Raw genomic sequence first — 20,518 nt, 5'->3', positions numbered from 1 at the left:
GTTATGGATTCAAACAACAGCCGCCGCCAAACCCGATGGTTTTCAGACGGCCTTTTTGGTTTTTGCAAAGATTCCGACCTGAAACAGCCGCTTCCCCAATCCATGCCGTCTGAAAACGCTTCCCCATGAACCCCGCACCCGCCCAATCTGCCGACTACCGCACCGGCCTCGTTTACGCCGCCGGCTGTTACCTGCTGTGGGGCGTGTTCCCGCTCTACTGGTATCCGCTGGTCGGCAGCAGCGCCGGCGCCGACTGGATACTCGCCCAACGCATCGTCTGGTCGGCCGTGTTTTCCCTCGCCGTTTTGCTCTTCATGAAACAGGGGCGCAGCCTGTTGCGCGCCTTTGCCGACCGCCGTCTGCTGACCGTGTTTTCCTGTTCCGCCGCCGCCATTTCCGCCAACTGGCTGGTGTATCTCTGGGCCGTTTCGCGCGGGCGCGTGCTCGATGCCAGCCTCGGCTATTTCATGGCACCGCTGATCAATATCCTGTTTGGACGGCTGTTTCTCGGCGAACCGCTCGGGCGCACGCAACTTTTCTCCGTCGCCTGCGCCGCCGCCGGCATCGTCTGGCTTGCCGTTCCCGCCGGACAAATGCCGTGGATTTCCCTGATGCTCGCGTTCAGCTTCGGCATTTACAGCCTCCTGCGCAAACGCGCCCTGCTCGACGCGCTCACCGGCATGACGCTCGAAACGCTGCTGATGCAGCCCTTTGCCGCCGCCTATCTTTGGTATGCCGCACAACACGGCGCAATCTCGTTCGCTGCCCTCAACGCCCTGCAAACCGCCGTTATCATCGGCTCCGGCGCAGTAACCGTCATCCCGCTGCTCCTCTTCGCCGCCGCCGCCAAACGCATCTCCCTCAGCGATTTGGGCATGATCCAATATCTTTCCCCAACCATGCAGTTCGTCCTTGGCCTCGCCCTGTTTCACGAAACCTTCGACATCCACCGCTTCGCCGGCTACGCCTGGGTCTGGCTGGGAGTCGTGGTGTACGCGTTTGGCGCAGTGAGGAGAAAGGCCGTCTGAAAAATTTCAGACGGCCTTTTACCGTTTTGGTTTTAACGGCGTATTAAAACGCCCGACCCTGCCTATTCAACCGTTACCGATTTGGCCAGGTTGCGCGGTTTGTCCACGTCCGTACCGCGCGCAAGGGCGGCGTGGTAGGAGAGGAGCTGCACGGGGATGGTGTGCACGATGGGCGACAAAACGCCGACATGACGGGGCGCGCGGATAACGTGTACGCCTTCGGCTTCGTTGAAGTTGCTGTCCAAATCGGCAAACACGAACAATTCGCCGCCGCGTGCGCCGACTTCCTGCATATTGGCTTTGACTTTGTCGAGCAGCGAGTCGTTGGGCGCGATGACGACGACGGGCATGTTTTCGTCAACCAGCGCCAGCGGGCCGTGTTTGAGTTCGCCGGCGGGATAGGCTTCGGCATGGATGTAGGTGATTTCCTTCAGCTTCAGCGCACCTTCGAGGGCGATGGGGAAGTGGATGCCGCGGCCGAGGAACAGGGCGCTGTTTTTCTTGGCAAATTTCTGTGCCCAAGCGGCGATTTGCGGCTCGAGGTTGAGAACGTGCTGGATGCTGCCCGGAAGTTGGCGCAACTCTTCCACATATTCGCGTGCCTGCGCTTCACTGACGAAGCCGCGCATTTTGCCCAAAGTGACGGCCAGGCCGAACAAGACGACGAGTTGGGTGGTGAACGCTTTGGTCGAAGCGACGCCGATTTCCGCGCCGGCGCGGGTGTAGAGCACCAATTCGCTTTCGCGCGGCAGGGCGGATTCCATCACGTTGCAAATCGACAGGCTGTGGGTTTGGCCGAGCGATTGCGCGTATTTCAGCGCTTCCATGGTGTCGAGTGTTTCGCCGGATTGGGAAATGGTGATGACGAGCTGTTTGGGATCGGCAATCACGTCGCGGTAGCGGTATTCGCTGGCGATTTCGACGTCGGTCGGCATTTTGGCGATACTTTCCAGCCAGTATTTCGCGGTCAGCGCGGAGTAGTAGGATGTGCCGCAGGCGAGGATTTTGATGCCGGTGATGTCGTTGAATACTTCGCGCGCTTTGTCGCCGAAGTTGTCCGGATCGAAACCGCCGTCGAGGAAAACTTCCGCCGTGTCGGCAATGGCGCGCGGCTGTTCGTGGATTTCTTTCTGCATGAAGTGGCTGTATGGGCCGAGTTCTAAAGAGGCGAGCGAGAGTTCGGAGACTTTGACTTTGCGGACGGCTTCGGCGCCGGTTTTGTCGATGAGTTTTTCAAAGCCCTGCGCGTTTAAGAGCGCGATGTCGCCGTCTTCCAGATAGGCGATTTTGCGGGTGAACGCGATGACGGCGGAAACGTCGGAGGCGATGAAGGTTTCGTCTTCGCCAAACGCAACCAAAAGCGGGCAGCCCATGCGCGCAACGACCATTTCTTCGGTGTTGTCCTGCGCAATCACGGCAATCGCGTAGGCGCCGTGGAAACGGGTGGTTGCGGCTTTGACGGCTTCAAAAAGGTTGCCGCCGTTTTGGGTGTATTCGTGGGCAACACTGTGGGCGATGACTTCGGTATCCGTTTGCGATTCGAACACATAGCCCAAACCTTGCAGGCGTTCGCGTTCGGCTTCGAAGTTTTCGATGATGCCGTTGTGTACAACCGCGATTTTGCCGCCGGAAATATGCGGGTGGGCATTGGGCTCGGTAACGCCGCCGTGAGTGGCCCAACGGGTGTGGCCGATACCGATGTGGCCGTGGATGCCTTTTTCTCTGGCTGCGTCTTCCATCAGTTGGACGCGGCCGACACGGCGCACGCGCTTGATTTTTTCGCCGGTGTGGACGGCGATGCCGGAAGAGTCGTAGCCGCGATATTCGAGGCGTTTGAGGCCGTCGGTCAGAAAATCGACGACGTTGTGTTTGGCGCGGATGGCGCCGACGATACCGCACATAGTAAGTTCCTTAGTATCAAAAGGTTACGGGGAAATATAAGGCCGGCCGACTTTCAGACGGCCTTACGGGAAAAATATTACGGCGAGATGATACGCCTGATTGGGGGCGGACGGGTGGGTTTTTATTTGGGCGGTTATTTTTTCAGACGGCCTCAAGCAAACCCGTTTGAATGCCGTCTGAAAATACGGTGGATTTGCAGATGCAGCCGTAGGGTGGGTGTAAACCCACCGCCTGCTCGAAAGACAGGAAAACGCTTTCGGAATTTCAATCGTTTGAATTTTGACCTACGGCCAAACGGTGGGTTTACACCCACCCTACTACGGCGCTGAAACGTCAAATCCGTCATTCCCGCGCAGGTGGGAATCCAGGAGGTTAAATTCAGGCAACTGTTTGTTTTAAAAACATTACCCAACCCAAACTTCCGGATTTCCGCCTGCGCGGGAATGACGTTCACACATTTGCGGATTTGATTTGTTTTTTACAAAAGTCTCAGGCCGTCTGAAAGATTTGTTCAAACCCTCACTTCTTCGGTTTTTCCGGCCGTACCCAGCCTTCAATCACGGTCTGCCGTGCGCGGGCGAGGGCGAGTTTGCCGTCTTCTACGTTTTTGGTGATTGCGCTGCCGGCGCCGGTTGTGGCGCGGTTGCCGAGTTTGACGGGGGCGACGAGGACGCAGTTGGAGCCGATGCGCACTTCGTCGCCGATGACGGTTTGGTGTTTGTTCACGCCGTCGTAGTTGGCGGTAATCGTGCCGGCGCCGAAGTTGGTTTTGCTGCCGACCATGGCGTCGCCGATATAGGTGAGGTGGTTGGCTTTGGTGCCTTGTCCGATGCTGGCGTTTTTGACTTCGACGAAGTTGCCGATGTGGACGTCGTCGGCGAGTTTCGCACCCGGGCGCAGGCGGGCGTAGGGGCCGATGGCGTTGTTGGCGCCGGTTTCGCAGTCTTCGAGGTGGCTGAACGGGGCGATTTTGGTGCCGGCACCGATTTTGGCGTTTTTAATCACGCAGTTGGCGCCGATTTCTACGTCGTCGCCGATTTCGACCTCGCCTTCGATAACGACGTTGGCGTCAATCACGACGTCTTGGCCGTGTTTCAGACGGCCTCTGAGGTCGAAACGGGCGGGGTCGCGCAGGGTAACGCCGGCTTTGAGCAATTCCTGCGCCTGTTCGGTTTGGAAAATGCGTTCGAGTTCGGCGAGCTGGACTTTGTTGTTGACGCCGGCGGCGAGGTGGGAGGCGCGCACTTGCACGGGATGCACGGCGATGCCGTCTGAATTGGCCAGCGCGATGAGGTCGGTGAGGTAGTATTCGCCCTGCGCATTGTTGCTGGAGAGGCTGCCCAGCCAGCTTTCGAGCTTGGCATTGGGGAGGACGAGAATGCCGGTGTTGGTTTCTTTTACGGCTTTTTGCGCGGCGTTTGCATCTTTTTCTTCGACGATGGCCACCACTTTTTCGCCTTCGCGGATGATGCGGCCGTAGCCGGTCGGGTTGTCCAACACGTCGGTCAAGAGACCCACTTCGTCACCGGCGGCTTCCAGCAGGGCTTGCAGGGTGGCGGTGTCGGTGAGCGGCACGTCGCCGTAGAGTACCAGCGTGCGCCCTTCGGCGGGCAGATGCGGCAGCGCCATTTTGACGGCGTGGCCGGTACCGAGCTGTTCGGTCTGTTCGATCCAGACGACGTCGCGTTTGACTTTGGCCAACACCTGCTCCTTGCCGTGGCCGATGACGACGCAGATGTTTTGCGGGTTGAGGCGCGCGGCGGTGTCAATCACGCGCTGCACCATCGGTTCGCCGCCGATTTCGTGCAGCACTTTGGGCATTTTAGAATACATGCGCGTGCCTTTGCCGGCCGCGAGGATGACGATGTTTAAAGGGGATTGGCTCATGATGGTCTCTCGGTTTGGCCGCGTCGCGGCGGCGGTTTGACGGGGTGTGGCCGTCTGGAATTCTTGAAATCAGGCGTGGATTCGCCTGTGCGCACTGTTGTCCGGAATAAATTCCAAAGGCCGTCTGAAAGCCTGAAACGCTGATGTTTCCAGCGTTTTCGGCTTCGGCCGGACTCAAAATCGGCAACGGTCAGGTTTCTGCAATCTGTCCCTCTCCTGCGCAAGGTGCAGGAGAGGGACAGATAGTAGGAACGCCAAGATTTGGCGTCGGAAATCAGCCGTTTTTACGGATTTAATTTGCAAAAAGCCGGTAGGCCGTCTGAAAAACAACTTTCTCTGTTGTGTTACGTCCGCTTGCGGCGGACTAACACGACCTACGTACTACTCTCCTTCCCCCGCGGGGGAGGGTTGGGGAGAGGGCAAAACGGTGGCCGTCTGAAAAAATGTTTTGGGAAACAAAGTCCAAACGCTGCTGTATGGAGGCTGCCCCACCCTAACCCTCTCGTTGACGACAGGAGAGGGAACAGGTTTGCGGGGCGGCAAACTTTTCAGACGGCCTAAACAAATATTACTGAACAGGCGCGGCTTCGGGGTTGTTCCAATGCGTACCGCGCACTTCGCGGGCGGGCGCGTTGTCGGGCTGGATGGCGCGCTGTTCGGGACGGAACTGGTTGTAGCGCATATTGCGGGAGTAGGTGCCGTCTTGGTAAACGACTCGGGTGCCGGGTGCGTATTTCTGGCGCAGGGCGGTGTGGCCGTCGGGTTTCTGGTAGGTTTCCCAAGTGCAGCCGGCGAGGGCGGTTGCGGCGGCGAGGGCGAGGAGGAGGTAACGCATTTTGAGTCCTTTATTCTGTTGGATTTGACAATGTGTTTATTGTACCCGCGGGCGGGGGATAGTGGAATCGCCAAACGCAGGGAACGCAGCTTCGGCGTATGAACAATGCGACAGGCGTTTACAGCGTTTCCGCCCATTTAGCCAATGCGGCCATATCGGGTGCGGCGAAATCGACAAACGGCAAATCGTGCGCTTTTTGGCCGAACCAGATGGTTTGCATGCCCAGATTTTTGGCTTCGTGAAGGTTGTCGGCGCTGTCGTCCACCATGATGCACTGCCCGGACGCGGTGCCGATGCGGGCGCAGACGTTTAAATAGGCTTGCGGGTGGGGTTTGTAGAGCAGGCCGAAGCTGTCGGTACCGGCCAGCAGGGCAAATTCGTCGGACAAACCGAGCGCGCCGACGACGGCTTCGACGTAAAACGTGGGGCCGTTGGAAAAGACGGCTTTGCACCCTTTAAGACGGTTTAAAACCTGCTTAGTTCCGGCGGCCGGAGTCAATTTGGCTAAAATTTCGTCAAGCGGGTGACTTTCACGCAGAAATTCCATCACGTCGATTTCGGGGTGGTGCCGCTGCAAACCCGCAAGCGTCGCGCCGTAGCGGTGCCAGTAATCCTGACGCAGCTGCGAGGCTTCTTCGCGCGGCAGTTTCAGACGGCCTGCGAGGTAGTCGGTCATGGTTTGGTTTATGAGGCGGAAAATGCCGGCATCGGCGTTGTGTAAAGTGTTGTCGAGGTCGAACAGCCAGACGGGTTGCATGGAAAACGGCGCGGAAATTTGAAAGGCGGTTATGATGGCACGGCGCGCGGCGCTTGGCAAAGATTCGGAACGCAGAAAAGGCCGGCGTGTACGCCGGGCGCAGCGCAGACGGCACGCCATCGGTCAAAAAAAGGCCGTCTGAAACCCTCAGCCTGCCGCCGCGAATTCGGTATAATCGCCGCTTCTGTTTATTGGAATTTATAAGGAACAACCATGCTGACCCCCGAACAAGTAAAAGCCCTGATTGAAGGCGTTGTAAACTGCGAATACGTCGAAGTCGAAGGCGACGGCCACCACTTTTTCGCCGTCATCGTTTCCCCCGATTTCGAAGGCAAAGCCCGCCTGGCGCGCCACCGCCTGATTAAAGACGGCTTGAAATCCCATCTCGACAGCAACGAGCTGCACGCGCTCTCCGTTTCCACTGCCGCCACGCCCGCGGAATGGGCGGCCAAACAGGCTTGAGCGCCGGCCGTTTAAATAACGGAGGCCGTCTGAAAAGATTTGTTCAGACGGCCTCCGTTCCGCCCGCCGCGCTTAAACCCGCTGCGGGTTATGTGCTAGAATCCGCCTTAAGTCGAACTCAAATGTTTGATATTCCGATTCATTTTATGCCGTCTGAAATTTTTTCAGACGGCCTTGTTATTGAAGAAACCTGATTACCATGTTGAAAAAAACCGTTTTCCGCGCGGCGCTTTGGGGCGCTGTGGCTGCGATTCTGGCGGCTTGTCCGAGCAGCAAAACCCCTAAAAAAACGCCGACTTACGAAACGCCTGTCGTCAAAGGCGCCGACCGTCCGACCGGTACGCCGCATCCCTTGGGGACGACCGTGACCCCCGGCGGCGGAGCAAGCTATACCGTAGTGAAACACGAAGCGCTGCCGCATTGGGGTTTCCAGCATTTCGTCAGCAGCCTCAAGTCGTTCAAACTCGGCTGCGAAAAACTGAAGAGCCGCGAGGGTTGGCAGGATGTGTGCGCACAGGCGATGCAGACGTCCAACCACCATTTCCCCGCCAAAACCTTTTTTGAGAAATATTTCACGCCCTGGCAGGTCAGCGCCAACGGCTCGCAGGCGGGTACGGTAACGGGTTATTACGAGCCGGTTCTGCACGGCGACACCCGCCGGACGTCCAAAGCGCGTTTCCCGATTTACGGCATTCCGAGCGACTTCGTTTCCGTGCCGCTGCCGGCCAACCTTCGCGGCAGTAAAACCACCGTGCGCGTGCGCGCGACCGGCCAAAACAGCGGCGCCATCGACAGCGCGGGGCAATACAGCGCCGATTTGTCGAAATTCCCCGTCAGCCCGCGCACCACCGCGCTCAAAGGGCGTTTTGAAGGCAACCGCTTCGTTCCCTATTACACCCGCAACCAGATCAACGGCGGCGCCATCAACGGCAAAGCCCCGATTTTGGGTTACGCCGATGATCCGGTCGAACTCTTTTTCATGCAGATTCAAGGCTCAGGCCGTCTGAAAACCCCGAGCGGGCAGTTTGTCCGCCTGGGTTATGCCGACAAAAACGAATATCCCTATGTTTCCATCGGCCGCTACATGGCCGACAAAGGCTATTTGAAACTCGGCCAGACCACCATGCAGGGCATCAAAGCCTATATGCAGCAAAATCCGGGCAAACTCGCCGAAGTGTTGGGACAAAACCCGAGCTACGTCTTCTTCCGCCCGCTTGGCGGCGGCAGCGACCAGGGGCCGGTCGGCGCCTTGGGTACGCCGCTGATGGGCGAATACGCCGGCGCGGTTGACCGCCACTACATCACGCTGGGCGCGCCGCTGTTTGTCGCCACCGCCCACCCGGCCACCGGCCGCGCCCTAAACCGCCTGATTATGGCGCAGGACACCGGCAGCGCGATTAAAGGCGCCGTGCGCGTGGACTACTTTTGGGGCTACGGCGAGGAAGCCGGCAACCTTGCGGGCAAACAGAAAACCACCGGTTATGTGTGGCAGCTCCTGCCCAACGGTATGCAGCCCGAGTATCGTCCGTAAAGAGTGGGTTTAGAAAATAAATGCCGTCTGAAAATTTTTTTCAGACGGCATTTTGGTAGGGTGGATGCCAACCCACCAATGCATTGATTGTTCTGGAAATGGTGGGTTTACACCCACCCTACGGCAGCTATGCTTAGCCGACAAAACGGTTAAATCAAAGTAACTGTTTTTTATTCCTGATTACGGTGAATTTCAAGATGTTGGCTAAGCATAGCCGACCTATGCGCTGCGAAGCAAAAGCGAAGTTTCAGATAGCATGATTCTGCGTGGGCAACAAGTACCCACCCTACTTGCGTTCCTCATACACAACCATGCCGTCTGAAAGAAATTTCCTTTCAGACGGCACTTTCATGTTTTCTAACTCTAAATACCCAATTTAAATATAAATTTCAATCACTTGAGCAGATATAACCAAACTATGCGATTTTTTGGCGGTTCTAGTAATCTCTAGATAAACGATAATGTGCGCTAAAGTTTTTACTCCAATCATTATCACAAGAGGTTATCATGAGCTTTTATCAACACATTGTTCAAAAAATCGCTAATTCCGAGCAGCTGGGCGTACATTTGTGCCGCATTTCGATTGCGCTGGTGTTTTTATGGATTGGCTGGCTAAAATTTATTCCTTATGAGGCCGACAGCATTGTGCCGTTTGTGGCCAACAGCCCGTTTATGTCTTGGCTGTATAATGACCCGGCCAACTACGCGCAATATATGAATCACGAGGGTGCGCTGGTTCCGGAACACCGCGCTTGGCATCTGACCAATAATACCTACGGCTATTCCAACGGCTTGGGCGTGGTGGAAATTATTTTTGCGCTGCTGATTTTGTCGCACTATATTTCGCCGACGCTGGGTTTAATCGGCGCGACTTTGTGTTTCTTAACCCCGTTTGTGACCTACACTTTTCTGATTTTTACGCCGGAAACGTGGGTACGCGGCGCGGATGCGCACACGGGCTTTCCGTATCTTTCAGGTGCAGGCCGTTTGGTGTTGAAAGACGCGATGATGACCGCCGCCGGTTTTGTGGCGATGGTTGATTCGGCGAAAACCATTTTGCGCCGTAAAGAAAATTAAGTTTAATGTTTGATTTGAAACAGAAATAACATGCCGTCTGAAAAATCTTCATTGGATTTTCAGACGGCATTTTTATCACTTGGGTAAGGGTTGGGAAATTTTGCATGGTGGGAAAATTTTCCCTTATAATTTCCTTTTGCCCCCTATTTTTATTGCAAGACGTGAAGCTTGCATGGCTAACGAAAGAACCATTGTGGATAAACTGAAAATCTCCGCCAACGGCCCTTTGCACGGCGAAATTACCGTATCCGGCGCGAAAAACGCCGCCCTGCCGCTGATGTGTGCAGGCCTCCTGACCGCGGGCACACTGCGCCTGAAAAACGTGCCGATGCTGGCCGATGTCAAAACCACCCAGAAACTGTTGCAGGGCATGGGTGCGCGCGTCCTGACCGACAACATCCACGAGTTTGAAATCAACGGCGGCACGGTCAGCAACACCTACGCGCCTTACGAATTGGTGAAAACCATGCGCGCGTCGATTTTGGTACTGGGCCCGACCCTCGCCCGTTTCGGCGAGGCCGAAGTCAGCCTGCCCGGCGGCTGCGCCATCGGCTCGCGCCCCGTTGACCAGCATTTGAAAGGCTTGGAAGCAATGGGCGCGGAAATCGTGATCGAACACGGTTACGTCAAGGCCAAAGGCCGTCTGAAAGGCACGCGCGTATCGATGGACGTCGTAACCGTCGGTGGTACGGAAAACCTGCTGATGGCCGCCACGCTGGCCGAAGGCACGACCATTTTGGAAAACTGCGCCATCGAGCCGGAAGTCGTCGATTTGGCCGAATGTCTGGTGAAAATGGGCGCGAAAATCAGCGGCATCGGCACGCCGACCATGACCGTCGAGGGCGTGAAAGAGCTGTACGGCTGCGAACACAGCGTCGTTCCCGACCGTATCGAAGCAGGAACTTTCCTCTGCGCCGTCGCCATGACCGGCGGCAAAGTCGTGTTGCGCCGCGCCGCGCCGAAAACCATGGAAGTCGTGCTCGACAAGCTGACCGAAGCCGGCGCGGTTATCGAAGCGGGCGACGACTGGATTTCCATCGACATGCAGCAACGCCCCAAAGCCGTGGACATCCGCACCGTCGTCCACCCCGGCTTCCCCACCGATATGCAGGCTCAATTTATGGCGATGAACGCCGTCGCCGAAGGCAACTGCCGCGTGGTCGAAACCATTTTTGAAAACCGCTTCATGCACGTTCCCGAGCTCAACCGTATGGGCGCGAACATCACCGTCGAGGGCAACACCGCGTTTGTCAAAGGAGTGGAATCGCTCTCCGGCGCGGTCGTGATGGCCACCGACCTGCGCGCCTCCGCCAGCCTCGTGATGGCAGGCTTGGTAGCAAGCGGCGAAACCGTCGTCGAGCGCATCTACCACCTCGACCGCGGTTATGAACACATTGAGAAAAAACTCGGCGCCGTCGGCGCAAAAATCGAGCGCGTGCGCGGATAAATTGGGTGTATTAAAAACAAACTACAGGCCGTCTGAAACGTTTCAGACGGCCTGTATAACGTGATACGGCATCATTAAGGTATTTTGTCTGCCAAGGCATCCAATTCCGCTTTTTGCGCGTCGGTCAGCTTGGCGATGCCGAGTACCAGCGATGCGTTGGTCCAGCCGAAGCCGCCTGCGGGTACGTAGTCAAACACGGCGCCGACGTTGCCGTATTCGACGTCGGTTTTGTGCGAGCCTTTGACGACGTTGAATTTTTCGGGAATCAGGCCGTTGTATTCGACGGTGGCGCGGACAATCATCCGCACCCATGCGTAAGCGGCTTCGTGCATTTCCTGTTCAAAGCCGTAGCGTTGCAGCCCTTCCCAGATGAGTATCTGGTGCGGCGCCCAGCCGTAGGGGTAGTCCCATTGGCGTTCGGGGCCGCGGACTTCCGCGCCGATGGGGGCGGTCGATGCGATACCGCCGGCACAGAGCAGCGTGCCGAGCTGGGATTTGACGGTGCGTTCGGCCTGTTCTTGGCTGCACAGTCCTGCCCACAGGGGCAGCAGGTTGGTGGCGGAAACAAAGCGGTTTTGGGTTTTGCGGGCAAGGTTGTAATCGTAAAACGTGCCGTCTTCTTCGTTCCACAGGTATTGCTGTACGGCGTTGCAGCGTGCTTGTGCTTTCTGCTGCCACTGCTCTGTGGTGTGGGTTTCGCCGCGGTGTTCGAAGCCTTGCGGGAAATAGTCGGCAATCAGGGCAGCGATGTCGGTTTCGACGCGGTAGAGGATGGCGTTCAGGTCGACGCAGGCGGTGTCGGCGCAGACGTCGTCGAGGCGGGTGGTGGTGTCGTGGCCGCTTTCGCGCATGGCGCGGTCGTGTACGAAGTAGCGGTCGAGATCCGCGTCTTTAATGCGGCCTTCATCGTGGGCACGTTCGGTTTCTTCAAGGCTCAGGCCGTGTTTGGCAGCGTATTGTTTGAGGATGAAGTCGAAATGGCCCGGCTCGGTTTCTTTGGGACGGCCCTGCCCTTCGTCGAAATAGCGGTTGAGGCCGAGATCGGCGAAGAGATGGGTTTGCGGGTTCATCCAGACGTTTTGGTATTCGTCGATGGCGATGCCCAGATGTTCGGCCAGCCAGTTTTCAGACAGGCGTTGTGCGTAGCGGCGGTAAAACGCGCTCAGATACGGTGTGTAAAACGGCGGCTGCGAACGGGTAAGGTAGTAGCTGCGGTTGGCGTTGAGCATTTTGCCGTAATACTTGATTTGGTAGGCGGTGTTTTCGAGCATGCCTTTGGCCAAATAGTATTGGTCGTGCGCCATCAGGCCGAGTGCGATGAAGTAGCTGTCCCAGCCGTACATTTCGTTGAACCGCCCGCCGGGTACGACATAGGGCAGCGGTGCGTCGGCGGTTTTGTCGTATTTGAGGGCGAGCAGGCCGGGTTTGCGGTCGATTTCGGCGAGCAGGCCGTCTGAAAACGGCGGCTTAGGCAGTTCGACGATTTCGATTTGCGGATGGGCTGCGGTGATGCGGCGGTAGTATTCGAGGCCGTCTGAATCGGCAGCCGGAACATACAGATAGGCTTTGTCGCTGCTGCGCTTTTCGTCGGACAGCGTGGCGAGAATGTTGTCCGCATCCATGCGGCGGCTGAGGGTGTGCCAGTAGTGGGTTTTCATCAGGTGGTCAACGCGCTCGAGCGGCTTCATGAAGACTTTTTCTTCATCCAGTTCGCCGTTGCCCAGCCATACTTCCTGCAACAGGTTGGCCAGATAGTAAGTGCCTTTCACTTCGAGCGTTTCGCCGTTTTCGCCGCGCACGGTGTAGTGTTTGGGGCCGGTGTCGTCGATGGTGATGGTGTTGCTGCCGTCGGTGTCTTCTTGGGCAAGCAGGGTTTTCAGGGTGTCAGTTTTGCGGATGCGCATGTTCGTAATCCTTGATGAATTTGTTCAGCAAAAGCAGGGCAATAATCAAAACGGCGATCGGAATGAGCATGAAGTAAAACGCCTGTGCGCCGCCGACATGTTCGAACAGCATGCCGATAATCCGCGAACCGAGCGTACCGCCCAGTGCGGAGAAAATCACAATCAGGCCGGTCATCGAGCTGTGCATACGTTGCGGCAGGGCGGAAAGTGTGGCGGAACTGATTAACGGATAAACGGGGGCGATAAACAGGCCGATTAAGGGGAAGATAAAACCGATGGCTGGGATTTCGCTAAAAGAATGAATGGTTTGCGGGCTGGTGTTCAACGCCTGCGGCAATACGAAGGCCACAATCGCGGCAGAGATCAGCAGGCAGGCGGTCAAGAGTGCCACCCAATGGATTTTTTTCACCAGTTGCCCCGCCAGAAAACGCCCGGCCGCCAGCGACAAAGCGAGAATGCTCGCCATCTGTACGCTCAGGGTGTCGTTCAGCGACAGCACTTTTTCGTTAAAAGTCGGCAGCCAAGTCATGATGCCCTGTTCCACCATCACAAAGCAGAACGCGCTCAATATGAAAAAAATCGTCAGCGGCAATGCCACCAGTTTCAGCATGCCGGTAAAATCGTCAGCCAAACTGCCTTCCGATTTCGGAATATCCACATCAACCTTGGTAAACAGCAGCAGGAAAAACGCAACCGCAATCAAGCCCGCGAGCAAAAGATAAACACGCAGCCAAGCGTTCGGGTCGGCGGCATCGAAAAATGCCGGAAACAGGAAATAAGCCGAGGCGATACCGATCATGAAAAAGCCTTCAATCGAGCTCATAAAGCTGTTGTGCTGCTCTTTTGTTTCCGTAAACAGGCCGATCATCGAATAAACCGATACCTTGATAAACGCAAACGCCACACCGATACACAAAAACAATACCTGCGACGCGCCGAAGCTGTTGCCGAAAAACATATACAGACACGCGCCGAAAACCAGTGCCAACGCCAACAGCATACTGTTTTTATAGCCGAATTTCGGCAGGAACGATGCTACGAAAAAAGAAACGACGGCAATCGGCAAATCCTTGAATGCCTCCAGAATGCTGGCTTCCGTTTCCGTTACGCCGTAATTGGCGAGCGACTGCTTGATGACGATGCCGACGCTGTTGAGCAATATCGCAAACACAAAATAATTGATGAACAGCGCAAGTTTGATACCGAGGTGTTTCATAGGCTTCTCTTTTTTTCTCTTCCGGTTGTCGATGAAATGATGACGCTGCAAAGCGGTAATGCACTTTGCAACATCACTTTAGACTGTTTACCCGAGAAATAGTTTCACAGGCCGTCTGAAGATATTCTCAACCGTGCCGCCGCTGTTTTCAGACGGCCTTTCTTCATTTCCCCTGCGCTGCAAATTCCAGCGCCGCATCCAGCATTTCCTGCTGCTCGGCGTCGTGGCCGAATTCGGCTTCGATATTGATGTAGGGCAGCCCCGTGCGTGCGGCATAGACGGATAGCGAACCGTCGTCGGGGACGCTGCCGCCTTGTTTGACGACGTTGAAACCGCGGGCGCGGAAAAATTCAAATGCTGCGTCGCTGTTGACGTAAAAATAGTCGTCGGCGTCGCGTTCGGGGTTGACGGCAACCTGCGCATCGGCGCCCGCCAGCGCTTCGACGGCGTAGCTTTCGATGTCGGTGGCGGCATCGGTGTTGTTGTGTAAGGCGATGATTAATTTTGTGTTTCCAAACCGCGTTTGCAGGATTTCGGCGAATGCGGCGAGGGTTTCGGCGGCGGGATTTTGCGCACGGCCGGCGGCAGTGTAGATACGGTTGGGGTCGGCTTGGACGGCGGCGGTTTCGGTTGGGAACGTGAGATAGCGGCTGCCGGATTGTTCGAGTGCGAGCAGGCAGCCGCGCTTGCGCCGGGCAAGGGTGTGGAAAGCGGTTTGTTTGGCGGTGTATTCGTTTTCGTGCGGGTGAAACAGCAAAATGCCGTCGGGTTCGGCGGCGCAATAGCGGCTGATGCGTACGGCGCCGTCGGCTTCCGGCGGAAAACTTTGGCGGCTGACGATAAAATCCGCCGCCCAAAGCGGCGCGGTGGCAAGCAGGAAAATCAGGGTGCGTTTCAAAGCGGCTGTTCCCAAGTGGAATATGGATGTTTGCTCAGATAGGCGTTGGTAAACTTCCCTTCCGAGGTGATTTCCGAGCCCAGCCAGTCGGGGCGGGGGAATGGGGTGTTTTCAGACGGCAGCTCGAGTTCGGCGACGATTAAGGGGGCGTTGTCGCCGAAATATTCGTCGATTTCAAAGGTAAAGCCTTGGAATTCCACTTCATAACGGCGTTTTTCCATTTTAAACGGGCACATCGTCGCCATCATTTCTTCCGCGTGCGCCAGCGGGATTTCGTATTCGAATTCGCTGCGGCTGACGTCGGAAATATAGCCTTTGAGCGTGAGCCACGCGCATTCGCCGACGATGCGCACGCGGATGGTGCGCGCTTTTTCCACGCTCAAATAGCCCTGCCGCAGCGTTTTCGGCGCGGAAGCGGCGGCACGCCAGCCGTCGTTTTTCAAGAGGAAACGGCGTTCGATTTCTACGGTCATTTTCAGACGGCCTTTCTGTCAGTTTCTTTTAAAAAATCAAAACGGTTTGAACATCACTAAATACAGCGCCCCGATCATCAGCAAAACGGGAATTTCGTTAAACACGCGGTAAAATTTGTGCGAATGGCGGCAGGCGCGGTTTTCAAAGCGGCGCAGGTGCGCGCGGCAGATGTGTTGGTAGCCGATGAGCAAAACGCCGATGACCAGCTTGACGTGCACCCAGCCCTGCGCCCACCAGCCGTTGGCAAACGGAACCGCAACGCCGAACACCAGCGCCAGCCAGCCAAACGGCGACATAAATTTATACAGCCGCTGCGCCATGCCCAAAAGACGCGCGTATTCGGCGGGTTCGGCCGCAGCATCTACCTGCGCGAGGTTCACATAAATCCGCGGCAGGTAAAACAGTCCGGCAAACCACGCGATGATAAAAAACACATGAAACAGTTTGAACCACAAATACATTTTTCAGACAGCCTCCAAACGAAACCCCGTCATTTTACCCCGCCGCGCGGCAAAATCGGCGGATTGAAACACTTTTACCACAAAATCCCGCTGCAAAAAGCCCAAACAGACGATTTTTATAGGCGGTTTCAGACGGCATTGTTATAATTCCGTTTACAAAATGAAACTATAAACAACAAAACTAAATAGGCCGTCTGAAAAACAGACCGCCTGTTTTTCAAACAGTTACGGAAGAAAATCATGATCAAACAATTCGAAATCAGCGGAGGCGTGAAAAAAGCGCTGGAAGACTACCTTTCTGCCAACCAAACCGACCTGAAAACCGCGATGGCCGATGAAACGCGCAACGGCGAAGTGGCCGAAATCATCCATGCGGGTTTGCCGATGATGGTGCGCAAAATTTATTCGCTGGAAAAAATGAAAACGTTTTTTTGGACGAAAAAAGAGCTGATGGTCGAATTCGTCGCCATGCGTCTGGCGGCGGCGGATAAGAAAAAACCCGCAAAAAAACGCTGATACCGCTTTCGGGCGGAGGATTGGGGTGTTTTTTTCATAAATTTTTTCAGCATCTCAGATTTCCGTAAAAAGTCTTCCGCCCACCCTATGTCAAACAGGCCGTCTGAAAGCAATAATTTCAGACGGCCTGGATGTAGAAAATCATCGCGTTGTTTACACAACAGGTTGAGAAAAATAAGCCTTCGTCATCTCAAACGGCGTATTGCTCCAAGCCCCTGTACGGCTTAACCGTATTATAAAAGTTCACAAAGCGGCATAACTCCTTACGGCGGTGTTCGGGGTCGTCAAACGTCCGTTTACTGTGCCGCATCTCCGTCAGCGTCCGAATCACGCGCTCGGCTTTGCCGTTGGTTTGTGGACGGGTGATGCGGGTGAACTTCTGAACGATGTTGTTTGACGGCAGGCAGCGCCGAACGGGAGGGAGCCGTTGCCTTTGTATTCCACCCCGTTGTCCGAATACGCACACCCGACAGTGTACGGGCAGCGGTCAATCGCATCGCGCAGCAGGAACTTGGCGGCACTTGAGGCGGTATGGTCGGGCAGGATGGCCGCGTACAGCTCGCGGGAATAGTCGTCGATGGCGACAAACAGGTACTCGGACGGGTCGGCAACGGTTTGTTTTTTCAGCCGCGGCAGCCGTTTGGTATCGAAATGCACCATTTCGCCGGGATAGGATTTGTTGTAGCGTCGGGCTTTTCTCTTCGATTCGCCTGAATCTCTTAAAAGCCGCCCAGGATAAGTGCGCTTGTTACCGTCCGATAGGGCGAGAATGCACCTTGAAAGGGGATTTGGAGAGGGGATTGATGCAGATTTGAATGAGATTTGCAAAAAACAGCCGAATTGGGGATATCGCTCAGTTCGGCTATTTTTTCTCAAAGGTTTCAGACTGATTTTATTGAAAAAGCTGCTAATGGTGGATTTTTCCGCTTTACCACTCTTTAATTAACGGTTTCAGACAGGATTGGCAAACTATTCTATTCCTCCGACACCGGGAATGTCTGTCGACCATTATCTATATTTCTACTTGCAGGAAAACTACTATATATACAATCTGCTATCCACGCAAAGGTAGCAACACACCTGCATCCACCCAGTCGGTTACTGATTCACGAAGCCAAGCCTCCGCTTCCTTATTACCGGTTAATGTTTGTAAGGTTTGGCTTAATTCGGTAAAAGTGGTGCTGTGTTCTTGAAAATGGGTCAACAACAGAAGATCAGCATCTCCGACAGCCTTGTAATAAACTTCGTTTTGCCTGTTTCGCCAAGTAAGGACATAGACGGGTGCATCTTCAATAATGCTTTCCAAGCCGGTAGATACAAAATCACAAGGATAATGCTTGAGCTTGGCAGACGTGGCCCATTGCAGTTTGCTTTGGTCATGCCAAACGCTGACGGTCTTAGGTTGGATAGCTGTTTCGGCATAAAGTAAGTCGGTTTCAAATGCCATCATATATAAAATGTTTTCAGATGGACGATCGTCAGCAGGCAGACAGTGTAAATAAGCCAAAAATGCTGAAGGAATATCGTTAAAAAATGGTGATTCAGGACGGGCTTCAATCAGAAATCTGTTTTGCCAGTCTTGCCAGTTCTTTGAATCAATCAAAACCTGGCTGTCACTGAAACATAAATCAAGAAAGGTTTTCAGATTGTTACGTACGAGCCTGGTATAAACAGCCAAACGCGCCCCATCAATGCCTTCGGGAGCTGGAAGCGACGGATCACGCACATGGTCGGCAAAAACAGCCTGAAAATCCGCACTGCTCTGCCGGTGGGAATTCTTATGCAACCGCATGGCGGATCTCCTCTGCCTGTTGTTGGATTTGTGCAATACGGGCTACTTCGGCTTCGAGTTCGGCAAACGGAGGGTAGTTGTTGTCACGCTCAAGCAAGGTCGGGACGCAGTGCGGCAAACGACTGCAGGTATAAGCAAACAAATCCCATACGTCATCGCAAACGGGCTGTCCGTGAGTATCGATCAGTAATGTTTCGTGTTCTTGGTCGTGTCCGGCCATATGCATATAAGTAATACGATGTATATCGACACTGTCAATATAATCACGGGAAGCCAATATTCCGTGATTGACGGCATTGACATAAATATTATTAACGTCAAGATGAATATCGCAATCCGCCTCCCGGGCAACGGCATTGAGGAATTCTACTTCTGTCATTTCGGCTAGCGGGCTATGGGCATAATAGGAAGTATTTTCCAATGCAATACGCTGTTCTAGAATATCTTGGACTTGGCGGATACGGGCCGCAGTATGACGGACAGATTCTGCAGTAAACGGGAGTGGCAGTAAATCATATATATGACCGTGATGGCTGCAGTAACTCAAATGCTCGGAAAAAAAACCGATGTTATACTGCTTCATAAATTCTTTAATTTGTCTGACAAAATCAGTTTGAAGCGGATCTTGTCCGCCCAAAGAAAGCGACAAGCCGTGACAGGCAACAGGAAACCGTTCGGCTACTTCGTCAAATTTTTTCCTTGCCGCCCCTCCCATACGCAGCCAGTTTTCAGGCGCAATCTCGATAAAACGAATAGGGCCGACTTCCGGGTTACATTGCAGGAATCCATCGGCAAGGCTACGTTTATAACCAAGCCCTGCGCCGCACAGATGGTTGTTCATGTTTGTTTCCTCATTATTATTTGATTGGAAAGCCGTCTGAAACCGTATGTTTCAGACGGCCTATTACAGGTTATTTGCTACCGCATTTACCTTCGCCGCATTTGCCTTCGGCAGATTTGGCATTTTTGCTATGGCTTGCACCGCATTTGCCTTCACCACACTTGCCTTCGCCGGCTTTGGTTTTTGCTTTGCCTTTTTTCGTATGGCTTGCACCACATTTACCTTCGCCACAGGTACCTTCCGCTGCTTTTTTTGCGGCAGTTTTAACAGTTTTAGCGACTGTAGGCTGTTTGGTTTCGGCAGACGCGTATCCGCCTGCTAATGCCAACATGCTTGCCAATGCGATTAAAGAAGCTGATTTTTTCATAAAAATATTCCTATATTAACAATTAAAGGGTTGGAAAAATTAAATAAAAAAGGATGAAGAAATTAAAAAAGACGGGTTGCCTTAAAATTGCCTCAGTACCGGCAACCCGTTGCTGCAAATTATTTGCTGCCGCATTTGCCTTCACCACATTTGCCTTCGGCAGATTTGGCATTTTTGCTATGGCTTGCACCGCATTTGCCTTCGCCGCATTTGCCTTCGGCAGATTTATCTGCATGAGAAGCTGCTTCAACAGCAGGTTTGCCGCTTACGGCTTCCTGTTGGCAGCCGGCCAAAGCCAGAAGGCCTGCTAATGCAATTAAAGATGAACTTATTTTCATGTGTATGTTCCTTATCTAAAAGAATCAAAATGGTTGGAAAAAACTAAAAATCAAAGGTCTCTGTTTTTGTCTTCGACCATTTGCGGGAGAAGAAGTAGTCAAGTGACAAACGCCCCATACCTTGAAGTACCAAAGGCAGCAAAACAACTAAATAAGAGCCATTTTGTAACCGTTGTCACATACGTTGTAACCGTTATCCGAATGGACGGCTGCCCATGCTACAATTGTCAATATAGACAATGCCAAGGCTCCCAATCGTCCGAATAATCCAAAAATTAAAAGTACAGGAACTGCTAATTCAGCTCCGGCAGCAAGACTCCAATTGATATCAGCCGGAATAAGGTTGAATGGGAAAGGAAAAGAATCCTGAATGTCTGCGAACCAATTCTCTCCGCGTATCTTTTCCAAACCGGCTTCCCAGAATTCATATGCGGCAAAGAAGCGCAAACCAAGCAAGCCGAAGTCCTTACCCCAACCATTTGAAAAACGGTTTAGGGATTCGCAATATTTCATCATGTCTCCTGAAAAATAAATCATTTGTACCTGTAGACGGTGGCAGGTTGCTAATTCTGACAAATCTTTTGTCATTTTTATAAAAAAATTTCCAATATATATATTAGCTAATAGCAATGAGAGACTTGAAGCAGATTCATTAAATTAAGTATAGGGAAAGCTTGGTCTGTATTTTGTCCTTGCCATTACTCAAGAGACTGTTTGAAAACCATCTACCCGGGCTTGTTAAAAATAGTTCCCCTCTATTACGTCCGTTTTTCTTGAAAGATCAA

20 protein-coding genes and 3 pseudogenes are annotated in these 20,518 nt (G+C 53.9%); 8 read left to right on the top strand and 15 right to left on the bottom strand.

What is annotated here, in order from left to right:
* Positions 1 to 3: 3 nt before the first annotated feature.
* On the top strand, positions 4 to 129 hold the full coding sequence (locus BG910_RS12980; RefSeq protein WP_267897791.1) for a hypothetical protein: 126 nt from the start codon (positions 4 to 6) through the stop codon (positions 127 to 129).
* On the top strand, positions 126 to 1,028 hold the full coding sequence (gene rarD / locus BG910_RS05785; RefSeq protein ID WP_089036020.1) for an EamA family transporter RarD: 903 nt from the start codon (positions 126 to 128) through the stop codon (positions 1,026 to 1,028). The genes BG910_RS12980 and rarD overlap by 4 nt, the downstream gene beginning before the upstream one ends.
* Positions 1,029 to 1,090: 62 nt before the next feature.
* Here the strand turns inward: rarD and glmS are convergent, their stop codons facing one another.
* From glmS to BG910_RS05765, 4 genes are all read right to left on the bottom strand, one after another.
* Positions 1,091 to 2,929: a glutamine--fructose-6-phosphate transaminase (isomerizing) gene (gene glmS / locus BG910_RS05780; RefSeq protein WP_089036019.1), complete on the bottom strand. Its 1,839-nt coding sequence runs from the start codon at positions 2,927 to 2,929 to the stop codon at positions 1,091 to 1,093.
* A gap of 520 nt (positions 2,930 to 3,449) precedes the next feature.
* Positions 3,450 to 4,817 carry a bifunctional UDP-N-acetylglucosamine diphosphorylase/glucosamine-1-phosphate N-acetyltransferase GlmU gene (gene glmU / locus BG910_RS05775; protein ID WP_089036018.1) on the bottom strand — a complete coding sequence of 456 codons (1,368 nt, stop codon included), beginning with the start codon at positions 4,815 to 4,817 and terminating at the stop codon, positions 3,450 to 3,452.
* A gap of 568 nt (positions 4,818 to 5,385) precedes the next feature.
* Positions 5,386 to 5,652 carry a spore cortex protein gene (locus BG910_RS05770; protein ID WP_089036017.1) on the bottom strand — a complete coding sequence of 89 codons (267 nt, stop codon included), beginning with the start codon at positions 5,650 to 5,652 and terminating at the stop codon, positions 5,386 to 5,388.
* A 118-nt stretch (positions 5,653 to 5,770) separates the two neighbouring features.
* The gene (locus BG910_RS05765) at positions 5,771 to 6,409 is read right to left on the bottom strand and encodes a pyrimidine 5'-nucleotidase (RefSeq protein ID WP_089037160.1); all 639 of its coding nucleotides are present in this window, start codon (positions 6,407 to 6,409) and stop codon (positions 5,771 to 5,773) included.
* 213 nt (positions 6,410 to 6,622) lie between these two features.
* Between BG910_RS05765 and BG910_RS05760 the strand changes: the two genes are divergently transcribed.
* The 5 genes from BG910_RS05760 (at position 6,623) to murA (ending at position 10,926) form a co-directional block, all read left to right on the top strand.
* Entirely contained in the window at positions 6,623 to 6,871 is a 249-nt protein-coding gene (locus BG910_RS05760; protein WP_089036016.1) for a BolA family protein, read from the top strand.
* Positions 6,850 to 7,065 (top strand): hypothetical protein, encoded by a 216-nt coding sequence (locus tag BG910_RS05755; protein WP_089036015.1) that lies wholly within the window; start codon positions 6,850 to 6,852, stop codon positions 7,063 to 7,065. Before BG910_RS05760 ends, BG910_RS05755 begins: the two co-directional genes overlap by 22 nt.
* A gap of 8 nt (positions 7,066 to 7,073) precedes the next feature.
* Positions 7,074 to 8,402: a murein transglycosylase A gene (gene mltA / locus BG910_RS05750; protein WP_089037159.1), complete on the top strand. Its 1,329-nt coding sequence runs from the start codon at positions 7,074 to 7,076 to the stop codon at positions 8,400 to 8,402.
* Between the two features lie 507 nt (positions 8,403 to 8,909).
* A complete protein-coding gene (gene rclC, locus BG910_RS05745) occupies positions 8,910 to 9,479 on the top strand; it encodes a reactive chlorine resistance membrane protein RclC (RefSeq protein WP_089036014.1) in 570 nt (189 codons plus the stop codon).
* Between the two features lie 193 nt (positions 9,480 to 9,672).
* The gene (gene murA, locus BG910_RS05740) at positions 9,673 to 10,926 is read left to right on the top strand and encodes a UDP-N-acetylglucosamine 1-carboxyvinyltransferase (protein ID WP_089037158.1); all 1,254 of its coding nucleotides are present in this window, start codon (positions 9,673 to 9,675) and stop codon (positions 10,924 to 10,926) included.
* A 74-nt stretch (positions 10,927 to 11,000) separates the two neighbouring features.
* Here murA and BG910_RS05735 read toward each other — a convergent pair whose 3' ends face one another.
* The 5 genes from BG910_RS05735 to BG910_RS05715 form a co-directional block, all read right to left on the bottom strand.
* Entirely contained in the window at positions 11,001 to 12,830 is a 1,830-nt protein-coding gene (locus BG910_RS05735) for a trehalase family glycosidase (RefSeq protein ID WP_089037157.1), read from the bottom strand.
* Positions 12,811 to 14,046, bottom strand: coding sequence for an MFS transporter (locus BG910_RS05730; protein ID WP_089036013.1), 1,236 nt, complete (start codon positions 14,044 to 14,046; stop codon positions 12,811 to 12,813). Before BG910_RS05730 ends, BG910_RS05735 begins: the two co-directional genes overlap by 20 nt.
* Before the next feature lie 163 nt (positions 14,047 to 14,209).
* On the bottom strand, positions 14,210 to 14,944 hold the full coding sequence (locus BG910_RS05725; protein WP_089036012.1) for a hypothetical protein: 735 nt from the start codon (positions 14,942 to 14,944) through the stop codon (positions 14,210 to 14,212).
* Complete coding sequence (locus tag BG910_RS05720; RefSeq protein ID WP_089036011.1) at positions 14,941 to 15,417, bottom strand: CYTH domain-containing protein; 477 nt, start codon at positions 15,415 to 15,417, stop codon at positions 14,941 to 14,943. Before BG910_RS05720 ends, BG910_RS05725 begins: the two co-directional genes overlap by 4 nt.
* A 36-nt stretch (positions 15,418 to 15,453) precedes the next feature.
* A complete protein-coding gene (locus tag BG910_RS05715; protein ID WP_089036010.1) occupies positions 15,454 to 15,879 on the bottom strand; it encodes a CopD family protein in 426 nt (141 codons plus the stop codon).
* Positions 15,880 to 16,119: 240 nt separating this feature from the next.
* Here BG910_RS05715 and BG910_RS05710 point away from each other — a divergent pair, with 240 nt between their 5' ends.
* On the top strand, positions 16,120 to 16,395 hold the full coding sequence (locus tag BG910_RS05710) for a hypothetical protein (protein ID WP_089036009.1): 276 nt from the start codon (positions 16,120 to 16,122) through the stop codon (positions 16,393 to 16,395).
* A gap of 153 nt (positions 16,396 to 16,548) precedes the next feature.
* On the opposite strand, the pseudogene BG910_RS05705 reads toward BG910_RS05710, so the two are convergent.
* From BG910_RS05705 to BG910_RS05680, 6 genes and pseudogenes are all read right to left on the bottom strand, one after another.
* A pseudogene (locus BG910_RS05705) lies at positions 16,549 to 17,097 on the bottom strand (integrase core domain-containing protein); the annotation flags it as partial.
* Positions 17,098 to 17,449: 352 nt separating this feature from the next.
* Positions 17,450 to 18,187, bottom strand: coding sequence for an HvfC family RiPP maturation protein (locus tag BG910_RS05700; RefSeq protein WP_089036008.1), 738 nt, complete (start codon positions 18,185 to 18,187; stop codon positions 17,450 to 17,452).
* Positions 18,174 to 19,028, bottom strand: a complete 855-nt coding sequence (locus BG910_RS05695) for an HvfB family MNIO-type RiPP peptide maturase (protein ID WP_089036007.1) — start codon at positions 19,026 to 19,028, stop codon at positions 18,174 to 18,176. Before BG910_RS05695 ends, BG910_RS05700 begins: the two co-directional genes overlap by 14 nt.
* Before the next feature lie 70 nt (positions 19,029 to 19,098).
* Positions 19,099 to 19,395, bottom strand: a complete 297-nt coding sequence (locus BG910_RS05690) for an HvfA family oxazolone/thioamide-modified RiPP metallophore (RefSeq protein ID WP_089036006.1) — start codon at positions 19,393 to 19,395, stop codon at positions 19,099 to 19,101.
* A gap of 119 nt (positions 19,396 to 19,514) precedes the next feature.
* A pseudogene (locus BG910_RS13230) lies at positions 19,515 to 19,628 on the bottom strand (HvfA family oxazolone/thioamide-modified RiPP metallophore); the annotation flags it as partial.
* 148 nt (positions 19,629 to 19,776) lie between these two features.
* A pseudogene (locus BG910_RS05680) lies at positions 19,777 to 20,246 on the bottom strand (HvfX family Cu-binding RiPP maturation protein).
* Between the last annotated feature and the right edge of the window lie 272 nt (positions 20,247 to 20,518).

The organism is Neisseria chenwenguii, assembly GCF_002216145.1.
GTDB classification, from domain to species: domain Bacteria; phylum Pseudomonadota; class Gammaproteobacteria; order Burkholderiales; family Neisseriaceae; genus Neisseria; species Neisseria chenwenguii.
Note: the sequence above shows the minus strand (reverse complement) of the source record. Positions and strands in the feature narration are given on the sequence as shown.